Here is a 17,401-nt window from a genome sequence, read left to right on the forward strand (position 1 = left end):
AAACCGCGGCTCTGGCTGGTCACTTGCCCGGCCGCGCGCGCTGGCAAGCAGCGTAAAGGCAGCGTACGCGGCTCGGCTACGCGCCTCGAACCGCGAGGTGAACGACGTCCGGGACACCTCGGGCAACACTGATCTCTTCCGTCCGCACCCCTACGAACCCGGCATTCCGGAGTGCCTCCTCGAACGCGGACGAGGGCTGGGCGGACCACACGGCGAGGACCCCGCCGGGGGTGAGGCGGGCCCGGCAGGCGGCGAGACCTGCGGGGGAGTAGAGGCCGCCGTTGTCCTCGGTGACCGTCCAGTCGGGGCCGTTGTCGATGTCCAGGCAGAGGGCGTCGTACGGCGCCGCCCCTTCGCCGGCTCGGAGACAGGCGACCAGATCGGCCCGGATCACCTCGGTGCGCGGATCGGCGAGCGCGGCCGCGGAGATCCGCCCCAGCGGGCCGCTGCGGTGCCAGTCGACGACCGCCTCCTCGCGCTCCACCACCGCGATCCGCCCCCACCGCGGCTCGGCCGCCGCCTCGGCCAGCGAGAACCCGACGCCGAGGCCGCCGATCAGCAGCGCCGGCGCGCTCCGGCCGGCGGGCAGCGCGTCCAGCGCGGCGCGGATCAGGAGCCGCTCGGAGCGGCCGTCGGAGGTGTCCATCAGGAAGCACCCGTTCGCGATGATCTCGAAGACCGGCGCCGGGGCGGCGGGGCCCCCGGCCGGACCCGTCCCGCCCCCGCCGCGCCGCCGCAGCACCACCTCGCCGTACGGACCCTCGCGGCGGTCGAGGGTCACGGGGCGGCCGGCGTCGGCGGTGTCGTACGGCGGGTACACGGGGCGGGTCCTTCCGGGTGAACTCGGGATGCGGCCGAATCTACCGGGGCCCGACCCTGGGACGGCGATCCTCACTGTGGCCTGCTTCACAACCGGCGGTCCGGCGACATGAGACGCGGACCGTTTGTTGTTGTGCGTGAAACGGGGGCGGTACGAGGAAGGAACCCCGGTGTGACGTGGACGCGAGCGGTCGACACCGCGGCCGGTGACCCACGGCGGGCGGCGCGCCCGCCGAAGCGCTGCCGCCACGCCGCCGCGCGTCGTACGGCCGCGGCCCCCTCCCCTGGCCCCTCCTCGGGCCAAGCCGGTTATGCCGGCCCGGCCGCCCCGGACGCCGACACCCCGCAGCTCCGTTCCGAGAACCGGGCCCTGCGGGCTCTGCGCGCGGGCGGGTGGGCGCGGTTCCTGCCCAGCCCCTCACGGACCCCGTTCACGTTCGGCTACGCCCTGCTCCTGGTCGCCACCGGGACCTTCACCCAGCTCGCGGACCCGGACCTCGTGCGCGACGTGCTGGCCCACTCCAGTACCGACGTCGCGAACCTCGCCGAGCGGCCCGTGCTGGTGCTGGTCGCCAGCGGGGCCTGGCTCGTCGGCGGGCTGCCGTACATCCTCGCCTTCCTCGTCGTGCTCAGCTCCCTGGAGCGGCGGCTGGGCGCGCTGCGGACCGCCGGGGTGTTCCTGCTCGGGCACGTCCTGGCGACCCTGCTGACCGAGCTGTTCGTGGCCGCCTCGGTCGCCGCCGGGCAACTGCCCGACGGCTCGCTGCGCCGCCTCGACTACGGCATCAGCTACGGGCTGCTCGCCTGCGCCGGCGCGCTCGCCGGGCTGCTGCGGCCCTGGCTGCGCTGGACGGTGCTCGGCGCGGTCGTGCTGGGCCTCGTCGCGGACCTGCTGGAGTTCACCGATCCGCTCACCGACTGGGGCCATCTGCTCGCCCTCGCGATCGGCGTCCTGTGCTGGCCGTTGGTCCGGCGGGCCGCCCGGCGGCGCGATCCCGCTCAGCGGCGCGAGCCGGGGCCCTCCGGGCGGGCGCCGCGCAGCGCGTAGAGGCAGGTGCCCGCGGCGAAGAGGACGGCCGTCGTCCACCATGCCGCCGGCTGCGGTCCCGGCTGGACCGACCAGGCCCAGACCGGGCCGGGGTCCTCCGGGCCGGTCTGCGCGCCGAGGTAGACCGCGCTGGTGTGCAGCAGCATCGGCAGCCAGCTCAGCCGCGCCCCGATGAACGTGGCGGCCAGCGCGGTGACCCCCACCGCGCCCAGGAGGTTGCGGACCATGGCGGGCGCCCCGTACAGCTCCGGGTCGCCGGGGACGGCGGCCGCGAGCAGCCCGGCCGCCACCGCCGTGAGCAGCAGCAGCTGGCAGGCGCGCCGCGGCCACCACGGGCGTACGGCGGTCCGGTCCAGCTCCTCGCTGTGGGTGTACAGGCTCGCCCCGATCGTGGCCGAGGCCAGCACCGGCGCGAGGACGACGAGGGGCAGCCGGGCCCGCGGGCCGAGGTCGGAGTGCGCCACGATCCAGTCCGCGAGCCAGGCGGTGGTGGGCCAGGCGGCGGCCAGGACGGCGACGGTCATGGGCAGGGCGCGCGAGCGCGCGTACAGCGGCAGGCTCATGGCGCCGTCACCTGCTCAAGACGGCAGGAGCGCGCGGCGGCGAAGTAGGTGCCGAGCCAGTGGGTGCGCTCGCGGTCGGGCATCGCCTTCAGCCTCTCCAGATCGCGGGTGTAGCCCGGGGCGTCCTGGCCGGCGGGCGGCTCGGGCCGGGGCATGGGCGCCAGCCATTCGGCCACGGCCTGGCTGAGGTCGTTGTAGCGGTCCTCGTCCGAGACGCCCGGGCAGGACGGCGCCGTCGCGCCGAGGGCGGCGTTGGCCGCGAACATCTCCGGCTCGACGATCCGGTTGCGCCGGAAGTAGTAGTCCCAGCCGAACAGCGCCGCGTCGGTGCGGGGCCCCCGGTGGTGGTCGCCCCGGCTCTCGACGATGCGGGTCGGGGCGTTCGGCACGCCGCGCAGCTTCGCCGACAGCCCCGCCAGCGCCGCGGACGCGTCCGGCAGCATCCGGTCGTGCGCCCGCGACGCGCAGACGCGCGGCGTCCCGTCGTCGCAGACCAGCGCCGCGCTCGCCGGGTCCGGGCGCCATACGCCGTCGCCCGTCTGCACGATCAGGACGGCGGCGGTGGCCGCGGCGGCGAGCGGCGCGAGCGCCAGGGCGCGGGCGCGGCGGCGGGCGGCGTACGCCAGCAGCGCAGCCGCCGCGAGCCCGGCCGTCCACACCATCGAGGCCGGGCCGAACCACCACACCGGCCGGTCCCAGGAGAAGATGTGGTTCTTGCCGGGGCTCAGCCAGGCGACGGGGGAGTCCTGGTTGGCGACAAAGGGGTCGACGGCGAAGACGACGAAGGCCACCAGGGGCGGGGCCAGCCGCCACGGCACCAGCCGGCCGGCGATGAACCCGAGCGCGGCGAACGAGCCGATCGCCATCGCGTCGGCCGCGATCATCGACGGGTACGGGCCGCCGACGCCGCTCGCGTAACGCCAGGTAGCCGCCAGGCACACGGCGGCCGTGAGCAGATACCCGACCACCGGCCACAGGATGGTGGGCGCCGCGGTCAGCAGGGTCCGCCGGAGGCGGCCGCGCGCCACGGTCGCCAGCAGCTCCTCCGTCCCGCGCCGCCGCTCCCGGCCGCCCTGCCAGCACGCGGCCGCGGCCGCCAGCGGCCCGCCGACCAACACCCCGGCCGAGCGCAGCATGTCGGTGGTGTCGGTCCAGCCGGCCAGCCAGCTGTCGGCCCGCTCGTACATGGCGAGCAGCAGGGCGGCCAGCGTCGCGGCGCCCACGGCCGGGCCGATGCCGCGGCGGAGTTCGGTGCGCAGGGGGCGCGCGGTGCGCGAGGGGCGGATGGTGGTGGTCCGGCTCATCGGGTCACCGTCCATCCGGTGGTCCCCGCGCCCGACCGCTGGCGGCGCAGGGCCACGGCGTAGCCGCGCTCGATGGGGTTGTCGCCGAAGTCCGCCGCCCCCGCCTCGGCGCCCAGCCCGGCCAGCGTCTGCGGCGTGCCCCGGTAGGCCACCCGGCCCGCCGCGATGAGCGTGACCTCCGTGCAGGCCGCGGCGACGTCCTCCACCAGGTGGGTGGAGACGATCACCGTCGCGTCGCGGCCCAGCTCCCGCAGCAGGGCCCGGAAGTCCACCCGCTGCTCCGGGTCGAGACCGGCCGTCGGCTCGTCGAGCAGCAGCAGCCGCGGGTCGTTGACGATCGCCTGGGCGATGCCGACGCGCCGCACCATGCCACCTGACAGGGTGCGGACCTTCGCGTCGATGCGGTCGGCGAGCCCGACCCGGGCGACCGCGCGCTCCACGGCGGCGGGGGCGTCGGCCCGCGGTATCTCCTTCAGCCACGCCATGTAGGCCACGAACTCGCGCACCGTGAAGCCCGGGTAGTAGCCGAAATCCTGCGGCAGATAGCCGAGCCTGCGGCGTACGGCGGTGCGGTGCGCGGGCGCCGAGATGTCGCCGCCGAGCAGCTCCACCCGCCCGGAGGTGGGCGCGGCGACCGTCGCGAGCACGCGGATCAGGGAGGTCTTGCCCGCGCCGTTGGGGCCGAGCAGGCCGTGGACGCCGGGGCCGAAGGCGAGGTCGACGGCGTCGAGGGCGGTGGTCCTGCGGTGCCGGACGGTCAACCCATGGATATGGACGGAGACGGAATGGACGGAGACGGCGCTGTTCACATGTGCTCCAGGCGGTCGAAGGAGGTGCGGCGCAGGGTCAGCAGCCCCGCGCAGACGGCCGCTGCGGCTGCCCAGCAGCTCTGGGCGGCGGGGCCGGAGAGTACGGCGGTGAGGGAGTCGGTCAGGGCGTCGGCGAGCGAGCCGCGCTCGCCCTGGACCGGGCCCGCGAGCAGCGCCGGGGCGCCGACCGCCAGCAGCCAGCCCGCGCCGACCGCCAAGGTGGCGATCCGGCAGCCGACGTACGAGGCGAGGGCGAGCGCGGCGAGCGTGAGCGCGAGCCCCGGCAGCAGCCAGGCCGAGGCGGCGGGCGCCCCGGCGGCGGCGGGCAGCAGCAGCCCGGCGAGGGTCAGCAGCGGCACGGACACGGCGAGCACGGCCGCCGTCCGGGTCAGCAGCAGCCGCAGCCCGCCGGACGGCGTGGATGCGGTCAGCTCGTGCATCGGGTCGACGTGCCGCCCGTACGAGACGGCCACCCCGGCGGACGGCAGTACGGGCGCGAGCGCCAGCAGGAGCGGCCGCACCCCGGAGATCCCGGCGGCCCGCGCGGCCCCGGCCGCGACCAGGCCCGTCACCACCAGCGCGACCAGCCAGGGCCCCCACAACGCGGGCCCCGCGGCCCACGCCATCCACACCCGGGACGCCCGGACCGCCCCGAGCCGCCCGGCGGGGGACGCTTCCGCGTCCGGCGCCGCGTCCGGCGCGGCGAAGGCCAGCACCGCCGTGCGGATCTCGGCCAGCGCGGGGGCCGCCGCGCCCGTGCGGACAGCCGCCGAGACGCGCTCCGCGCAGGCCGTGCAGGACTCGACGTGCTTCTCGACCGACCATGCGTCGGTCTCCGGCAGCGAGCCGTCGGCGTAGGACGCCGCGTGGCCGGGCGTCACGTGCCAGGCGGTGGCGGGGCCGCCGCGCTTGATCAGTCGCCGGGGCGTCATGCGGTGCCTCCGAGGGCGTCCAGGAGGTGCGGGGGCGTGGCGCGCAGCTGGGTGAGGGCGGCGCGGAGTTCTCTTCGGGCGCGCTGGGCGCGGGTCTTGACGGTGCCTTCGGGGATGCCGAGGAGCTGTGCCGCCTCGCGCGTGGTGAGCCCGTCGACGACCGTGGCGCGCAGGACGGCGCGCAGCTCGGGGGAGAGCCGGTCGAGGGCGGCGCCGACGTCGCCGTACTCCAGCGCGTCGAGCGCCCGCTCCTCCGCGGAGGGCGCCGTGGCGCGGGCCGCGTCGGCCTGGTGGCGGGCGTGGGCGGCCTGGGCCTCGGCGGCGCGGGCGGCGGCGCGCTGGGCGTCGACGAGCCGCCGGGCCGCGATGGTCCACAGCCAGCCGCCCGCCTCGCGCCCGCGGTGCGCGTCGGCCGTGCGCCAGGCCGCCACGAACGTGTCCTGGAGGACCTCCCGTACGGTCTCGGGGTCCTGGCAGCGGCGGGTGAGCCGCGCGTGCAGCCAGCCCGCGTGCCGGTCGTAGAGCGTGGCGAGCGCCCGCGAGTCCCCCCGCGCGACGGCGCGCAGCAACTCCCCGTCGCTTCGGTCTGGCCCCATGGGGCGGAACAGTTTCACGACTCCTTATCGCTCGCCGAAGGGGCGGCGGTTCGCGGTTGGCCGACTTCCCTCGGCCGGGCAATCGGCGCGGCGGTGGCTGATCGCTCAGAGCGAACAAGGAGCGGGGAACGACGGCAGGCGGCCCGAGGGCACGCGGGTCGAAAACGGTCGTCCCGGATCCGCTTTCGGTCAGGGATCGACGGAAAGCGGGCAGCGTCCGGCATGGCGCGTCCACTCATGGGGGCGTGCTTCCGCGCCGCCGCCGAACCGGGCCGATGGACCAAGGGGCGGATCGCGACACCGGACCGGAGCGTCGGCGCTTTGTCCGTGGTGCCCTGTTGCCGCTGGTCACCGGCGCGCGGACGGCGCCGGTACGTCCGCGCCCGCCGTGCTGGACCCACTCGCCCGAACCGCCCTCCGTCGCGGACCGGCCACCCCGGGCGCGACCGGGCACATATCCACCGCGGAACCACGTTTGATACGGCGAAGCGCCGGGACTTCCGGCCGGTTCGGGGCGCTCGCGAGATCCTGGTCCTTACATCATGATGTCCGCCGGGGAAACGTCGACATACAGACATGCTGGCCTGATTGTTGCCTTCTCCGTCACCCTCCCTGGATTTAGCCTTGGCGACGTGCCCGGCATCAGCTGGAAAAGGGAATCTGACACCGGGCTGCGTCATCCAGAACCGGAGGGTTTCAGCAATGGTTCATGCGAACGAGAAACTACTACGGGATTTCATGGGGCGGCAGGCCGAAATGCGCCTGCTCCGCCGAGCGCGCCACGACAGCACGGATCGTCTCCCGGCCCGGTACGCGGTGACGGGCGAGGCGGGGATAGGGCGTACGTCGCTGCTCCGCGCGTTCGCCATCACCTCGCGCCACAAGGGGTGCGCTGTCGTCGATCTGGTCTGCACCGAGCAGCGGCATTACATTCCGTGGGCCTTGCTGGATGATTTAGTCGGAGGTTTTGCAGACTGTTTGCCACCCGGATGTGAACAGGGGGTGGAACTCCACGACATTTACAAAAAACTGTCGCAGGGTCCCGTTCCCGACGGTGCTGTTCCGCGGGTATGGGGGGCGGAGATAGCGGTCGCGGTGCAGAATGTGGTGTCCCAGCTGACCGTGAAAGCGCCGCTGGTCATCACCATCGACGACGCGGACCGGGCCGACGCGTTGTCGCTGAGCTTTCTGCGCTGCGTGGTGGAGGCATGCTGCCACCTTCCGGTGATGCTGGTGGCCTCCGTGCAGAACGGCGTGCCCGCCGCGGCTCCCTCGGAATTGGCCGAATTGCTCGTCGGCGCACAGCAGGTGCACCTCGGGGGGCTGTCCGAGCAGGAGACGGCCGCCCTCGTACGCTCCCGGCTGCCGCGCCCGCCCGGCACCGGGTTCGCCGACGCCTGCCGCCGGCTGACCGCCGGCAACCCGTTCATGCTGGTGGAGCTCGTCCGCTGGGTCCGTGACACCGTCCGTGACACCGGGGGCGTCCCGGACCCGGAGGTGCTGGACACCGCGGTGCTGCCGGCCGTCGCCGAGGTGGTGACCAGGCGGCTCAACCGGATCGACCCGAGGGCCGGGCGGCTGGCCGAGGCCATCGCCATCGCCGGGGACGGCGGTGCCGACATCCCGCTCATCGCCCATCTGGCGGGCACCGGGCTCGGGGACACGCTCACGGCCGCGGACCTGCTGGTCCGTATGGGGCTCGTGGCGGACGACAACACCCTGCTGCTGCGGCACTCCCTGGTGCGCAACGCCCTGGTCGGCGGAATGACCCTGATGGCCCGTAACGCGGCCCATCTGGCCGCCGCCACCTATCTTCACGAGCGGAGGGCCCCGGCCGAGCGGGTCGCCGCCCATCTCATCGCCTCCGCCGTCCCGTTGGACGGCTCCTGGCCGGCCGGCGTGCTGCTCCAGGCCGCCCGGTCCGCGCTGGCCGCCGACGACACCGACACCGCGCTGCGCTGTCTGGAACACGCCGCGCAGGTGGCCTCCGGCGACGAGCACCGCCAGGCGGTGCTGGGCATCGCCGACATCCGGATCCGGTCCGACCGCGCCCGCGGCCTCGACGCGGCGGTGGCGACCCTGGCCGGTACGACCGACGAGGTCGTCCGCGCGCGCCTGCTGGAGCGCGTCGGGAGCGCGCTGTACGGCGTGGACTCCCCCGAGGAGCGGCAGCGGGTGCTGGACGCGACCGCCGTGGCCGTCGCCGGGACCGAAGTGGCCCACTGGCCCCGGCTGCACCGCATCGCGTGGCATCTGTACGACCGCTTACCGGGCCTGACGTCGGAGCTCCTCGACGAACTCATCGCGTCCCGGCCGGACCCGCTGGCCGACGCGGACGGCACGGACGGACTGCGCACGGCCGCCTCGGCCGTGGCCGCGCTCTGCCGGCATCTCACCGACGAGGCTCCCGAGTCGGCCGTGGGGCAGGCGCGCCGGGCCCTCGGCCGCCCCGGTGACGAGCTGTGCCTCCATCCGCTGGCCAGGGCGGCGGCGCTGACCGTCCTGGTGGACAACGGCCACCACGAAGAGGCCGCGGCGCGGCTGGGGGACGACGACCAGGCCGGCCTGCGGCCCCGCCCGCTGTACCGGGTGCTGCTCCTGCCGGTCGCGGCGCGGATCGCCCTCGCGCGAGGGCGCCTGGACATCGCCCGCGAGCAGTTGAGCGAGTGCCTGCGGGAGCTCGCCCGGCACGGCGTGGGCCCGGGGTCCCCGGCCCGGGTGGCCGCGCTGGCCGCGCTCGCGGACGTGCTGATCAGCCAGGGCGAGAACGACCGGGCCCGCATGCTGCTGCGCCGCTACCGGTGCTGGGGCGATCTGCCGCCGAGCTGGCACTACCGGGACGTCCTCATGGCCAGGGCGCGGCTGCTGGCGGCCGACGGCGATCTGCCGGGTGCCGCGCGCGACCTCGCGGAGCTGCACGCCCGGAACAAGGGGGCGGGGCTGCGCGTCGCGGTGACCGCCTCGTGGCGGACGCACGGCGCCATCCTGCTGCACCAGGTGGGGCGGTCGGACGAGGCCCTGGAACTGGCCCGCGAGCAGCTGCGGTTCGCCCACCGCGCGGGCTCGCCGCAGGAGCGCGGCCGGGCGTTGCGGGCGCTGAGCCGGGTTTCCGGCGGGCCACGGGGCGAGCGGCTGCTGCGCGCGGCGGCGCGGCTGCTGAAGGCGGAGGGGAGCGAGCTGGACCTGGCGTACTGCCTGGCCGACCTGGGGCCCTCGCTGACCCGGCGCAACCGGCCGGACGAGGCGATCGCCGTGCTGACCCAGGCGATCGGGCTGGCCGGCCGGTGTGGCGCCCGGCCGCTGGTCGAGCGGGGGCGGCAGCTGCTGGCCCTGGCGGACGACCGCGCCCCGCGCCACTCCTCGCTGCGCGGCGTGCTGGCGCTGACCGCACGGGAGCGCCAGATCCTGATCGACGCGGCGCGCGGACTCACCAACGAGCGCATCGCGACGGCCCTGCGGATCACCCGCCGCACGGTGGAGCTGCATCTGTCGAGCGCGTACCGCAAGCTCGGCATCACCGGCCGCCGGGACTTCCCGGAGATGTTCCGCGATCCCGGGCTGTGGCCGCTGCTCACCGAGGGGGCGCCGGTCGCGCGGCAGAGCGCACCGGCCGACCCGGGCCGCTGCGTCTCGGAACCGCCGTGCCCGCCCTTCGGCCTCGTACCAGGGGTCCTTCGGCACCGTGCCGCGATGCGCGACCCGCGGGCCGGACACCACCATGAGCGAACACACCCGGCCGTATGCGCCTCGTGTCTCGGCGACTCCCCTATCTCCGGAGGCTCATGATGGAGCAGAACAGCAGCAGTGCCGATCCAACCGATCCGTTCACCGCGTTGGTGGTGCTCTCAGGGGGCATGGACTCCACCACGCTCATGGCGCACTACGCGGCGCTGAGCTACCGGCTGATCGCCGTGACCGTGGACTACGGCCAGCGGCACCGCCGGGAGATCGACTCGGCGCGCCGGATCGCGGCCCACTACGGGGCCCGGCACCATGTGGTGGACCTCAGCGGGCTCGGCTCGGTGCTGGGCGGATCGGCGCTGACGGACGACAGCGTGACGGTCCCCGACGGCCACTACGCGGAGCAGTCGATGAAGGCCACCGTCGTGCCGAACCGGAACGCGGTGCTGGCCAACGTCGCCGTGGCGGTGGGGGTCGCGCACCGGGCCGGGGTGGTGGCGCTGGGCATGCACGCCGGTGACCACTTCATCTACCCGGACTGCCGGCCCGCGTTCCACGCCGCGCTGCGGGAGCTGGTGACGGTGGCCAACGAGGGTTTCCCCACCCCCTCGGTGGAGGCGCCGTTCATCACCTGGTCCAAGGCGGACATCGCCGCCCACGGGATGCGGCTCGGAGCCCCGCTGGAGGCCAGCTGGTCCTGCTACAAGGGCGGCGAGCGGCACTGCGGCACCTGCGGGACCTGCTACGAGCGGCGGGAGGCGTTCCAGACCGCCGGGCTGACGGACCCGACGGAATACCTGGACGCCGTGACCCGGTTCGCCGCGCCCTGAACGGCCTAGGGCCTGTCGTCGAAGGGGGCGACCGGCCGCGAGCGGCGTCTGGCGCAGGGGGCACCTCCCAGCGGTAGCTGGGGGAGGATCGCAAGGCGGAGCATCGTCCTCGTACTGGGCGTACTTGGGCGATGCGACAACGCAGCTGGGGGCACCTCCCAGCGGTAGCTGGGGGAGCCGTGCCAGACGTCGGGAGCAGGGCGCCCCCTTTGACGACAGGTCCTGGGGCCGGGATCCTCCGCGGATCCCGGCCCTCGGCACCACAGGAACCCGTCAGTTCGGGCCCAGCACCACATCCACCAGGCCCGCGACCGAGGGCAGCATGGTGTCGGGGCCTTCAGGCGGGGCGTCGGGCAGCATGTGGCCGTTTCCGGTCCGCACCCCCACGACGGCCGCGTCAAGACCGCGCCCCAGGGCCACGTCGGCCGCGGTGTCCCCGACCACGAACAGCCGGTCGTCCGTGCGGTGGCCGATCCGGACCAGCGCCTGCCGGGCCAGCGTGATCTTGACGTCCGCGTCCGAGGCCTCCTCGCCCCGGCCGGGCAGGTCGTCGCGGGTGACGACCTCCCCGAAGCAGTGCCCCACGCCGTTCCTGCGCAGCAGTTCGACCGTCGGCGCGGTGCCGACCCAGGAACTCACCAGCGCCAGCCGGACACCCGCGCCGAACAGGGCGGTGATCGCGGGCACGGCACCCTCGTAGAGCGTGCCGTGTGCCATGTAGCGGTGGGCCACATCGTCCACCCGGTCCAGGACCCGCACCCCGCCGATGTGCAGACTGCCGCTGGTGATGGCCTTCCAGTACGCGTATCCGAGCACCACCTCGCGCGGCGGCGGTGAGACCCGCTCATCGCGGTGCAGATCGAGCACGAACTGGTGGAACATCTCGTAGAAGTCGAGGAGGGTGCCGTCCCGGTCCAGGATGACCGTGGTGCCGGGGTTCACCGCGGCGCCGCGAGGACGGTGGTGGAGTCCTCGGCCCCCGGCGGCAGTTCCCACGGGAAGACCGTCCAGTCGTCGACCTCGACGGCCTGGAAGTCGGCGCGCCCCCGCGATCCCACGTTGCGCACCACCACGGCCGTGCGGATCTCCGCGGCACCCAGCCCGCGGATGGTGTCCACCGCCAGTGCCATGGTGCCGCCGTCGCCCATGATGTCGTCGACGATCAGTACGTCGGCGCCGGTCACGGGGCGCTGCGGGGTGATGTAGTCGAGCACCGCCTCGCCTCTCTCGCTGTAGCGGGAATTGGTCGTGTTGCGGGGGATACCCAGGATCCGGAAGTCGGTCACCCCCAGCAGGTTGGACAGGGTGACGGCGGGCGGCAGTCCGCCGCGGGCGATGCCCACGATGACAGTGGGGGCGAAGCCGCTCTCCTTGACGTCGTGGGCCAGGCCGGTCAGCATCCGGCCCATCTCGGACCAGCCGATGGTGAGCAGATTGGCGCGCCGCCAGGTGGGGGTCGCGTTCATCGTTCGCCTCCTTGTGCCGTCCATCGGTCGATGAGGTCGTCGCTGGCGGGGCCGGTGCCGATCAGATCCACGGGCCGCCCCAGGCCCTTCTCCACGTGCCGGACGAACGCGGCGGCTTCCGCGGGCAGCGCCCCGCCGCGCACGCCGAGGGCGTCGGGGGTGACATGGTCCAGGAAGGTGAGCGCCAGCCGCGACGGTCGGTTGATCCGGACGGCCTCCCGCGCCTGGTCCAGGTCGAAGGTGCCGGTGCGCCGGCGCCGCCCGGTGACCGTGCCGTACTCCACGATCCCGCGCCGCTCCGCCTCCTCCTCGGGGATCTCGGTGGGGAAGGGGCCCGCGCCGACCCGGGTGGGATAGGCCCGGAACACCAGGACCACCTCGTCGACGGCGAGCGGCCCCAGGCCCACGTCGGCCGCGGCGGTGCTCGCGGTGGAGTCCTTGCCGACGGTGTACGGGTAGCTGCCGTACAGCACGGACAGGCCGAACCCGTTGGTGCCCTCGACCTGGACCCCGTCCCCGGCGTCGACCGCCGCGTTCACCTCGGCGGCCACATCGGTGAGATACGGGGCGAGTTCGGCCACGTCCCGCGCGCGGCGCGCCGAGCGCATGGCCCGGGCGGCGAGGGCCGGGCCATGCCCGCTGCCGGTGGAGCGCACCGTGTCGCGGAGCCCGGCGTCGGCCTGTTCGGCCTCGACGTGCCCGGGTTCGATGACGGTGGCGCGGTGGTCGACGCCGATGCGGTCGCCGACCCCGGTCTCCTTGATCTCCCGCAGCAGCACTTCGGGGCGGATGAGCACGCCGGCGCCGAGGAGCAGCCGGGTGCGGGGGTTGACCACGGCGCTGGGCACCTGCCGCAGCCGCAGGGTCCGCCCGCCGTGCACCACGGTGTGTCCGGCGCCGGGGCCGAGCCCGGCGCGGACCGCGACGCCGGGGTCGTCACGCAGCGCCAGATAGCTGGAGACCTTGCCCTTGGCCTCGTCGCCCCACTGACCGCCCACCACGATCGTGCAGGTCATGTCCGTCCTCCTGATCCGGAGTTGCGCATCGCCGCTTCGGCGCGCGATACCGTCTCGCGCGCGAGATCCGCACACGCTCCGACGTCGGCCGCGGCCTTCGCCAGGGAGGTCAGCTCCGAGGCCGGGACGGTGGCGGTGACCCGCGGGTCCTCGCCCAGCACGGCGAGCAGGTCGCGCCGGTCCCGGGCGGCCGCGGAGCTGGCCTCCTGCAACAGCCGGTAGCCGGCCAGCCGGTCCATGCCGCCCGCGACCAGGGCGAGCAGGACGGCCTCGCTGAGGTGCGCGTTGCGGGACAGGGCCAGGTTCTCCGCCATCCGGTCGGGGAAGACCCGCAGGTCGCGTACGACGGCGGTGGCGGTGGTCAGCATCTCGTCGAGCAGCACACAGCTCTCGGGAAGGGTGAACCGCTCGTTGGCCGAGTTGGCCAGGTCCCGCTCGTGCCAGGTGACCACGTTCTCCAGGGCCGGACCGACCGCGGAGCGCAGCAGCCTGGCGAGCGAGCAGATCCGCTCGCTGCGGACCGGATTGCGCTTGTGCGGCATGGCCGAGCTGCCGATCTGGTCGCCCTCGGCGAAGGACTCGGCGAGTTCGCCGATCTCGGTGCGCTGAAGGTTGCGGATCTCGGTGGCCAGGTTGTCCAGGCAGGCGGCGGTCAGGGCGGCCCAGCACACGAACTCCGCGTACCGGTCGCGGGCCACGGCCTGGGCACAGATCCGCGGCTCCGGCAGCCCGAGCCGCTCCAGCGCTTCGTGCTGTACGGGCACCCCGGACGGCCCCAGTCCGCCGAGGGAACCGACCGCGCCGGCCACCTTGCCCATCACGGCCCGGTCCCGCAGCCCGTCCAGCCGTGCCAGGCAGCGTGTGAGCTGGTCCAGCGCGATGGCCAGCTTGAAGCCGAGCGTGATGGGCTGGGCGTGCTGGCCATGGGTGCGGCCGATCATCACCTGATCCCCGTCGGCGGCGATCCGGTCGCGCAGGGCCGCCATCAGGGCGGTCAGCCGGGTCCGCAGGATGCCGATCGCGGCGTCCAGCTGGAGGGCCATGGTGGTGTCGAGGATGTCGCTGCTGGTCGCGCCGTGATGGACGTACCGCCCGTACGGCTCGCACGCCTGCGCGAACTCCTGCACCACGGCGAAGAGTTCATGCCGGCTCATCGCCTCGATCTCCGCGATCCGGTCCAGGTCGCAGACGTGGTCGCGGGCCTGCCGCGCGATGTGCTCCGCCGCCTCGGCCGGGAGCACCCCGTGCCGGCCCTGCGCCTCGGCGAGCGCGCCCTCGACCGTCACGAAGAACTGATAGCGGGCCCGGTCGGTGAAGAGCGCGCGCATCTCGTCGGTGCCGTACCGCCCGCTGTCCAGGGGGGTGGTCATCCAGCGGCCTCCGTGGCGTAGTCCAGGGGGACCTGGTCGGCGCGCTGGAGCGCGTGCGGGCGGCTCTCGGCCATACCGGCCGGGGTGATCCGGATGAACTCGGCCCGCTCGCGCAGCTCGGCCAGGGAGTGCGCGCCGGAGTAGCTCATGCCGGACCGCAGGCCCCCGAGGAAGGGCCGCAGGGTGGCGGCGAGGGAGCCGGTGTACGCGAAGGTCGCCTCGACGCCTTCGGGGGTGTACTCGTCCAGCTCCTCGCGGCTCACCTGCTCCCCGCGCGCCCGCTTGAGGGTCAGCCGCATGCCGAAGGTGACGAACCCCGTGCTGACCTTGGCGCGCCGCCCCTCGTGCTCGACCAGCCTCGCCTCGCTCTCGTCGGCCCCGGCCAGGGCGCTGCCGAGCATCACCGAACGCGCGCCCGCCGCCAGGGCCTTGACCAGGTCGCCGGGTGCCTTGATGCCGCCGTCGGCGATGACCGGGATCCCGCTGCGATCGGCCTCCTCGGCACAGTCGAGGACCGCGGTGAGCTGGGGCACTCCGCTGCCGGCGACGATGCGGGTGGTGCAGATGCCGCCGGGCCCGATGCCGACCTTGACCGCGTCCGCGCCGGCCTCGATCAGATCCCGGGTGCCGGCCGCGGTGGCCACGTTCCCGGCGATCAGGGTGGTGCCCGGGAAGCGGGACCGCAGCTCCTCGACGGATTTGATCACGTAGTCGGCGTGGCCGTGTGCCACGTCGGTGACCAGCACATCCGCGCCGGCCTCGACGAGCAGGGCGGCCCGTCGCAGATAGTCGTCCGTCACCCCGACCGCGGCGGCCACCCGCAGCCGCCCGTCGGCGTCGACCGTCGGACGCGCCGGGTCCTCCGGCCCGCCGGGCCCCGGCGGCGCGGCCGCCTTGACCGCCGCGACCTCGGCGGCCTGGTCCTCGGCGGTCTGCATGCGGTGCACCACGCCGAGGCCGCCGCGGCGCGCCATCGCCTCGGCCATCCGGGCGCCGGTGCACCACGGGGTGTTCGCGGACAGCACCGGGACGCTCAGCTCGATTCCGGCGGCGAGTTCGGTGCCCAGGTGTGTCGCCGAGCGGCTCACCACCGAGGTGTGCCGCGGGACCAGCAGCACATCGTCCAGGCTGAGTCCGGTGCGGATTTCACGCAGAGCCATGTGCACTCCTTGAGCGAGGGGTGGTGGGTGCCTGACGTGCGGGTCCGGTGGTCGTCACCGTCCGTGGAAGATGGCGGCCACGAGCTCCTGGCGGGCCGGCCCGTGATCCTGGAAGATCCCGTTGAACACCGAGGACGTCATGAGCGCCGGGGTGCGGATGCCGCGCATGCTCATGCACAGGTGCTCGCCCCGGGCCACCACCGCGACATCGGAGGATCCGGTCACCGCGGTGATCTCCTCGGCGATGTCCCGGACCAGCCGCTCCTGCACCTGGAGCCGGTGCGCGTGGCGGTGGGCGATCCGGGCGAACTTCGACAGGCCCAGCACATCGCCCTCGGGCCGGTACGCGATGGTGACGGCGCAGGAGAACGGCAGCAGGTGGTGCTCGCACAGCGACCACAGGTTGATGTCGGAGACCATGACGATCTGCCCCTGGTTGCGCAGCGGGAACAGGGTGCCGACCTCGCCCGGGTCGTAGTTGCTGAACTCCCGCCACCAGCGGGCGAACCGGGCCGGGGTCTCCTTCAGGCCCTCCCGGTCCGGGTTCTCGCCGATTTCGAGGAGGAGCCGGCGCGCCACGTCCTCCAACGGGTCCGGCATCCGGTCGCGGTCCTCCGCCGCCCCGTTCACCTCCACCGCTCCACTGCTCATGTCACACACCCCTCCTGTCACCCCATACGGCGACATGCAGTCTGGTCGTCAGATTCCAGCCACGGGCGACCACGTCGTCGCCGAGGGCCGCGATGTGCCGGTCGACCTCGTGTGGCGTCTGGCCCTCCGGCATGATCCACACCGGGGTGGTGCCGTACCGGTCGACGATGGACGCCACCTCGTCGAGGTCGTCCCGCGTCCGGCAGACGAACTTGAACGCGGTCCCGGGCACGGCCGCCAGCGCGGCCAGGGCCTCCGGCACGAGCCGGCGCTCCTCCTCGTCGCCGGAGTGCGCCAGCTTGGGCGAGATGTTGAAGCGCACGCCGAGGCCGGCCAGCTCGGGCAGCGGTACGACGGTGCCGTTGCTCTCGATCTCCACGCGATGGCCGGTGTCGATGAGCGCCCGCAGCAGCGGCAGCAGCCGGGCCTGCTGGCTGAGCGGTTCCCCGCCGGAGACGACGATCATGGGGACCTCGTACGCCCGCAGCCGCTCCAGCACCTCGCGCCAGGCCATCGGGTGCAGCTCGTCGCGGGGGCGGTAGGCCACCCCGGAGTCGCCGACACCGGTCCAGTCCCAGGTGTACGGGGTGTCGCACCAGCGGCACGCCAGGTTGCAGCCGCCCAGCCGCAGAAAGGCGCAGCGCTGCCCCGCCGAGGGTCCCTCTCCCTGTACGGCGCTCAGGTGGGGCCGAAGATCTCGTTCACGACGAGTTTCGGTTCCACAGCGGCATCACCTCCTCCGCTCGCGCCCGCGGCCGCCCGCGTCACGGCCGGTACTCCGCCCATGTCTTGGGCGTCTCGCTGACGCGTACGGAGCTCAGCTCCGGGAACCGCGGCAGCCAGCGCTCGTACAGCCACCGCGCGAGGTTCTCCGCCGAGGGATTGCGATCGGTGAGCAGATCGTTGAGGTGACGGTGGTCCACGTCATCGTCCAGCCACCGGCTGAACGCGGACAGGTCGCCGTAGTCCCGGACGAAGCCGGTCGGGTCCAGGCCGTCCGGCCCCGCGGCGAGCTCGAGTGCGACGACGTAGTTGTGGCCGTGCAGCCGGCCGCACGGATGCCCCTCGGCCAGCCCGTCCAGCCGATGACTGGCGGAGAAGTGGAATTCCTTGCTGATCCTGAATGCCATCTCGGACCTCCTGCGCACATCGTGGC

The 17,401-nt window shown here is 74.2% G+C and carries 17 protein-coding genes; 3 read left to right on the top strand and 14 right to left on the bottom strand.

Annotation, left to right across the window (positions count from 1 at the left end):
- Positions 1-76: 76 nt before the first annotated feature.
- Positions 77-820, bottom strand: coding sequence for a spermidine synthase (locus ACH4S9_RS11760; protein WP_385343199.1), 744 nt, complete (start codon positions 818-820; stop codon positions 77-79).
- A 171-nt stretch (positions 821-991) separates the two neighbouring features.
- On the opposite strand from ACH4S9_RS11760, the gene ACH4S9_RS11765 reads away from it, so the two are divergent.
- Positions 992-1,867 (top strand): rhomboid-like protein, encoded by an 876-nt coding sequence (locus ACH4S9_RS11765; RefSeq protein WP_398371352.1) that lies wholly within the window; start codon positions 992-994, stop codon positions 1,865-1,867.
- Here the strand turns inward: ACH4S9_RS11765 and ACH4S9_RS11770 are convergent.
- From ACH4S9_RS11770 to ACH4S9_RS11790, 5 genes are read right to left on the bottom strand one after another with little or no spacing between them, the layout of a single operon-like run.
- Positions 1,819-2,430, bottom strand: a complete 612-nt coding sequence (locus tag ACH4S9_RS11770) for a hypothetical protein (protein WP_398371354.1) — start codon at positions 2,428-2,430, stop codon at positions 1,819-1,821. The genes ACH4S9_RS11765 and ACH4S9_RS11770 overlap by 49 nt on opposite strands.
- Positions 2,427-3,734: a hypothetical protein gene (locus tag ACH4S9_RS11775; RefSeq protein WP_398371356.1), complete on the bottom strand. Its 1,308-nt coding sequence runs from the start codon at positions 3,732-3,734 to the stop codon at positions 2,427-2,429. Before ACH4S9_RS11775 ends, ACH4S9_RS11770 begins: the two co-directional genes overlap by 4 nt.
- Entirely contained in the window at positions 3,731-4,543 is an 813-nt protein-coding gene (locus tag ACH4S9_RS11780; protein WP_398371358.1) for an ABC transporter ATP-binding protein, read from the bottom strand. Before ACH4S9_RS11780 ends, ACH4S9_RS11775 begins: the two co-directional genes overlap by 4 nt.
- On the bottom strand, positions 4,540-5,475 hold the full coding sequence (locus ACH4S9_RS11785; RefSeq protein WP_398371360.1) for a zf-HC2 domain-containing protein: 936 nt from the start codon (positions 5,473-5,475) through the stop codon (positions 4,540-4,542). Before ACH4S9_RS11785 ends, ACH4S9_RS11780 begins: the two co-directional genes overlap by 4 nt.
- Complete coding sequence (locus ACH4S9_RS11790; protein WP_398371362.1) at positions 5,472-6,071, bottom strand: RNA polymerase sigma factor; 600 nt, start codon at positions 6,069-6,071, stop codon at positions 5,472-5,474. The genes ACH4S9_RS11785 and ACH4S9_RS11790 overlap by 4 nt, the downstream gene beginning before the upstream one ends.
- 738 nt (positions 6,072-6,809) lie before the next feature.
- On the opposite strand from ACH4S9_RS11790, the gene ACH4S9_RS11795 reads away from it, so the two are divergent.
- Complete coding sequence (locus ACH4S9_RS11795) at positions 6,810-9,857, top strand: ATP-binding protein (RefSeq protein WP_398371835.1); 3,048 nt, start codon at positions 6,810-6,812, stop codon at positions 9,855-9,857.
- Positions 9,854-10,582, top strand: a complete 729-nt coding sequence (gene queC / locus ACH4S9_RS11800; protein WP_398371364.1) for a 7-cyano-7-deazaguanine synthase QueC — start codon at positions 9,854-9,856, stop codon at positions 10,580-10,582. Before ACH4S9_RS11795 ends, queC begins: the two co-directional genes overlap by 4 nt.
- A gap of 273 nt (positions 10,583-10,855) precedes the next feature.
- Here the strand turns inward: queC and ACH4S9_RS11805 are convergent, their stop codons facing one another.
- The 8 genes from ACH4S9_RS11805 to ACH4S9_RS11840 all read right to left on the bottom strand — a co-directional run bounded on the left by ACH4S9_RS11805 (position 10,856) and on the right by ACH4S9_RS11840 (position 17,375).
- Positions 10,856-11,524 (bottom strand): HAD family hydrolase, encoded by a 669-nt coding sequence (locus ACH4S9_RS11805; protein WP_311728889.1) that lies wholly within the window; start codon positions 11,522-11,524, stop codon positions 10,856-10,858.
- A complete protein-coding gene (locus ACH4S9_RS11810; RefSeq protein ID WP_311728888.1) occupies positions 11,521-12,048 on the bottom strand; it encodes a phosphoribosyltransferase family protein in 528 nt (175 codons plus the stop codon). Before ACH4S9_RS11810 ends, ACH4S9_RS11805 begins: the two co-directional genes overlap by 4 nt.
- Positions 12,045-13,064, bottom strand: coding sequence for an adenylosuccinate synthetase (locus tag ACH4S9_RS11815; RefSeq protein WP_311728887.1), 1,020 nt, complete (start codon positions 13,062-13,064; stop codon positions 12,045-12,047). Before ACH4S9_RS11815 ends, ACH4S9_RS11810 begins: the two co-directional genes overlap by 4 nt.
- Positions 13,061-14,434, bottom strand: coding sequence for an adenylosuccinate lyase (gene purB / locus ACH4S9_RS11820; RefSeq protein WP_398371367.1), 1,374 nt, complete (start codon positions 14,432-14,434; stop codon positions 13,061-13,063). The genes ACH4S9_RS11815 and purB overlap by 4 nt, the downstream gene beginning before the upstream one ends.
- The gene (locus ACH4S9_RS11825) at positions 14,431-15,594 is read right to left on the bottom strand and encodes an IMP dehydrogenase (protein WP_311728885.1); all 1,164 of its coding nucleotides are present in this window, start codon (positions 15,592-15,594) and stop codon (positions 14,431-14,433) included. The genes purB and ACH4S9_RS11825 overlap by 4 nt, the downstream gene beginning before the upstream one ends.
- Before the next feature lie 54 nt (positions 15,595-15,648).
- Positions 15,649-16,245 (bottom strand): GTP cyclohydrolase I, encoded by a 597-nt coding sequence (gene folE / locus ACH4S9_RS11830; RefSeq protein ID WP_398371370.1) that lies wholly within the window; start codon positions 16,243-16,245, stop codon positions 15,649-15,651.
- 1 nt (position 16,246) lies between these two features.
- Positions 16,247-16,927, bottom strand: a complete 681-nt coding sequence (locus tag ACH4S9_RS11835; RefSeq protein ID WP_398371837.1) for a 7-carboxy-7-deazaguanine synthase QueE — start codon at positions 16,925-16,927, stop codon at positions 16,247-16,249.
- Positions 16,928-17,009: 82 nt separating this feature from the next.
- A complete protein-coding gene (locus tag ACH4S9_RS11840; RefSeq protein WP_311728883.1) occupies positions 17,010-17,375 on the bottom strand; it encodes a 6-carboxytetrahydropterin synthase in 366 nt (121 codons plus the stop codon).
- Positions 17,376-17,401: the final 26 nt, after the last annotated feature.

Source organism: Streptomyces sp. NPDC021225 (genome assembly GCF_044332865.1).
Lineage (GTDB): Bacteria > Actinomycetota > Actinomycetes > Streptomycetales > Streptomycetaceae > Streptomyces.

Coding starts and splice junctions, on each gene's coding strand:
- ACH4S9_RS11770 (WP_398371354.1), bottom strand. CDS start 2,430: ATGAGCCTGCCGCTGTACGCGCGCTCGCGCGCCCTGCCCATGACCGTC.
- ACH4S9_RS11775 (WP_398371356.1), bottom strand. CDS start 3,734: ATGAGCCGGACCACCACCATCCGCCCCTCGCGCACCGCGCGCCCCCTG.
- ACH4S9_RS11785 (WP_398371360.1), bottom strand. CDS start 5,475: ATGACGCCCCGGCGACTGATCAAGCGCGGCGGCCCCGCCACCGCCTGG.
- ACH4S9_RS11790 (WP_398371362.1), bottom strand. CDS start 6,071: ATGGGGCCAGACCGAAGCGACGGGGAGTTGCTGCGCGCCGTCGCGCGG.
- ACH4S9_RS11795 (WP_398371835.1), top strand. CDS start 6,810: ATGGGGCGGCAGGCCGAAATGCGCCTGCTCCGCCGAGCGCGCCACGAC.
- queC (WP_398371364.1), top strand. CDS start 9,854: ATGATGGAGCAGAACAGCAGCAGTGCCGATCCAACCGATCCGTTCACC.
- ACH4S9_RS11810 (WP_311728888.1), bottom strand. CDS start 12,048: ATGAACGCGACCCCCACCTGGCGGCGCGCCAATCTGCTCACCATCGGC.
- ACH4S9_RS11815 (WP_311728887.1), bottom strand. CDS start 13,064: ATGACCTGCACGATCGTGGTGGGCGGTCAGTGGGGCGACGAGGCCAAG.
- purB (WP_398371367.1), bottom strand. CDS start 14,434: ATGACCACCCCCCTGGACAGCGGGCGGTACGGCACCGACGAGATGCGC.
- ACH4S9_RS11825 (WP_311728885.1), bottom strand. CDS start 15,594: ATGGCTCTGCGTGAAATCCGCACCGGACTCAGCCTGGACGATGTGCTG.
- folE (WP_398371370.1), bottom strand. CDS start 16,245: ATGAGCAGTGGAGCGGTGGAGGTGAACGGGGCGGCGGAGGACCGCGAC.
- ACH4S9_RS11840 (WP_311728883.1), bottom strand. CDS start 17,375: ATGGCATTCAGGATCAGCAAGGAATTCCACTTCTCCGCCAGTCATCGG.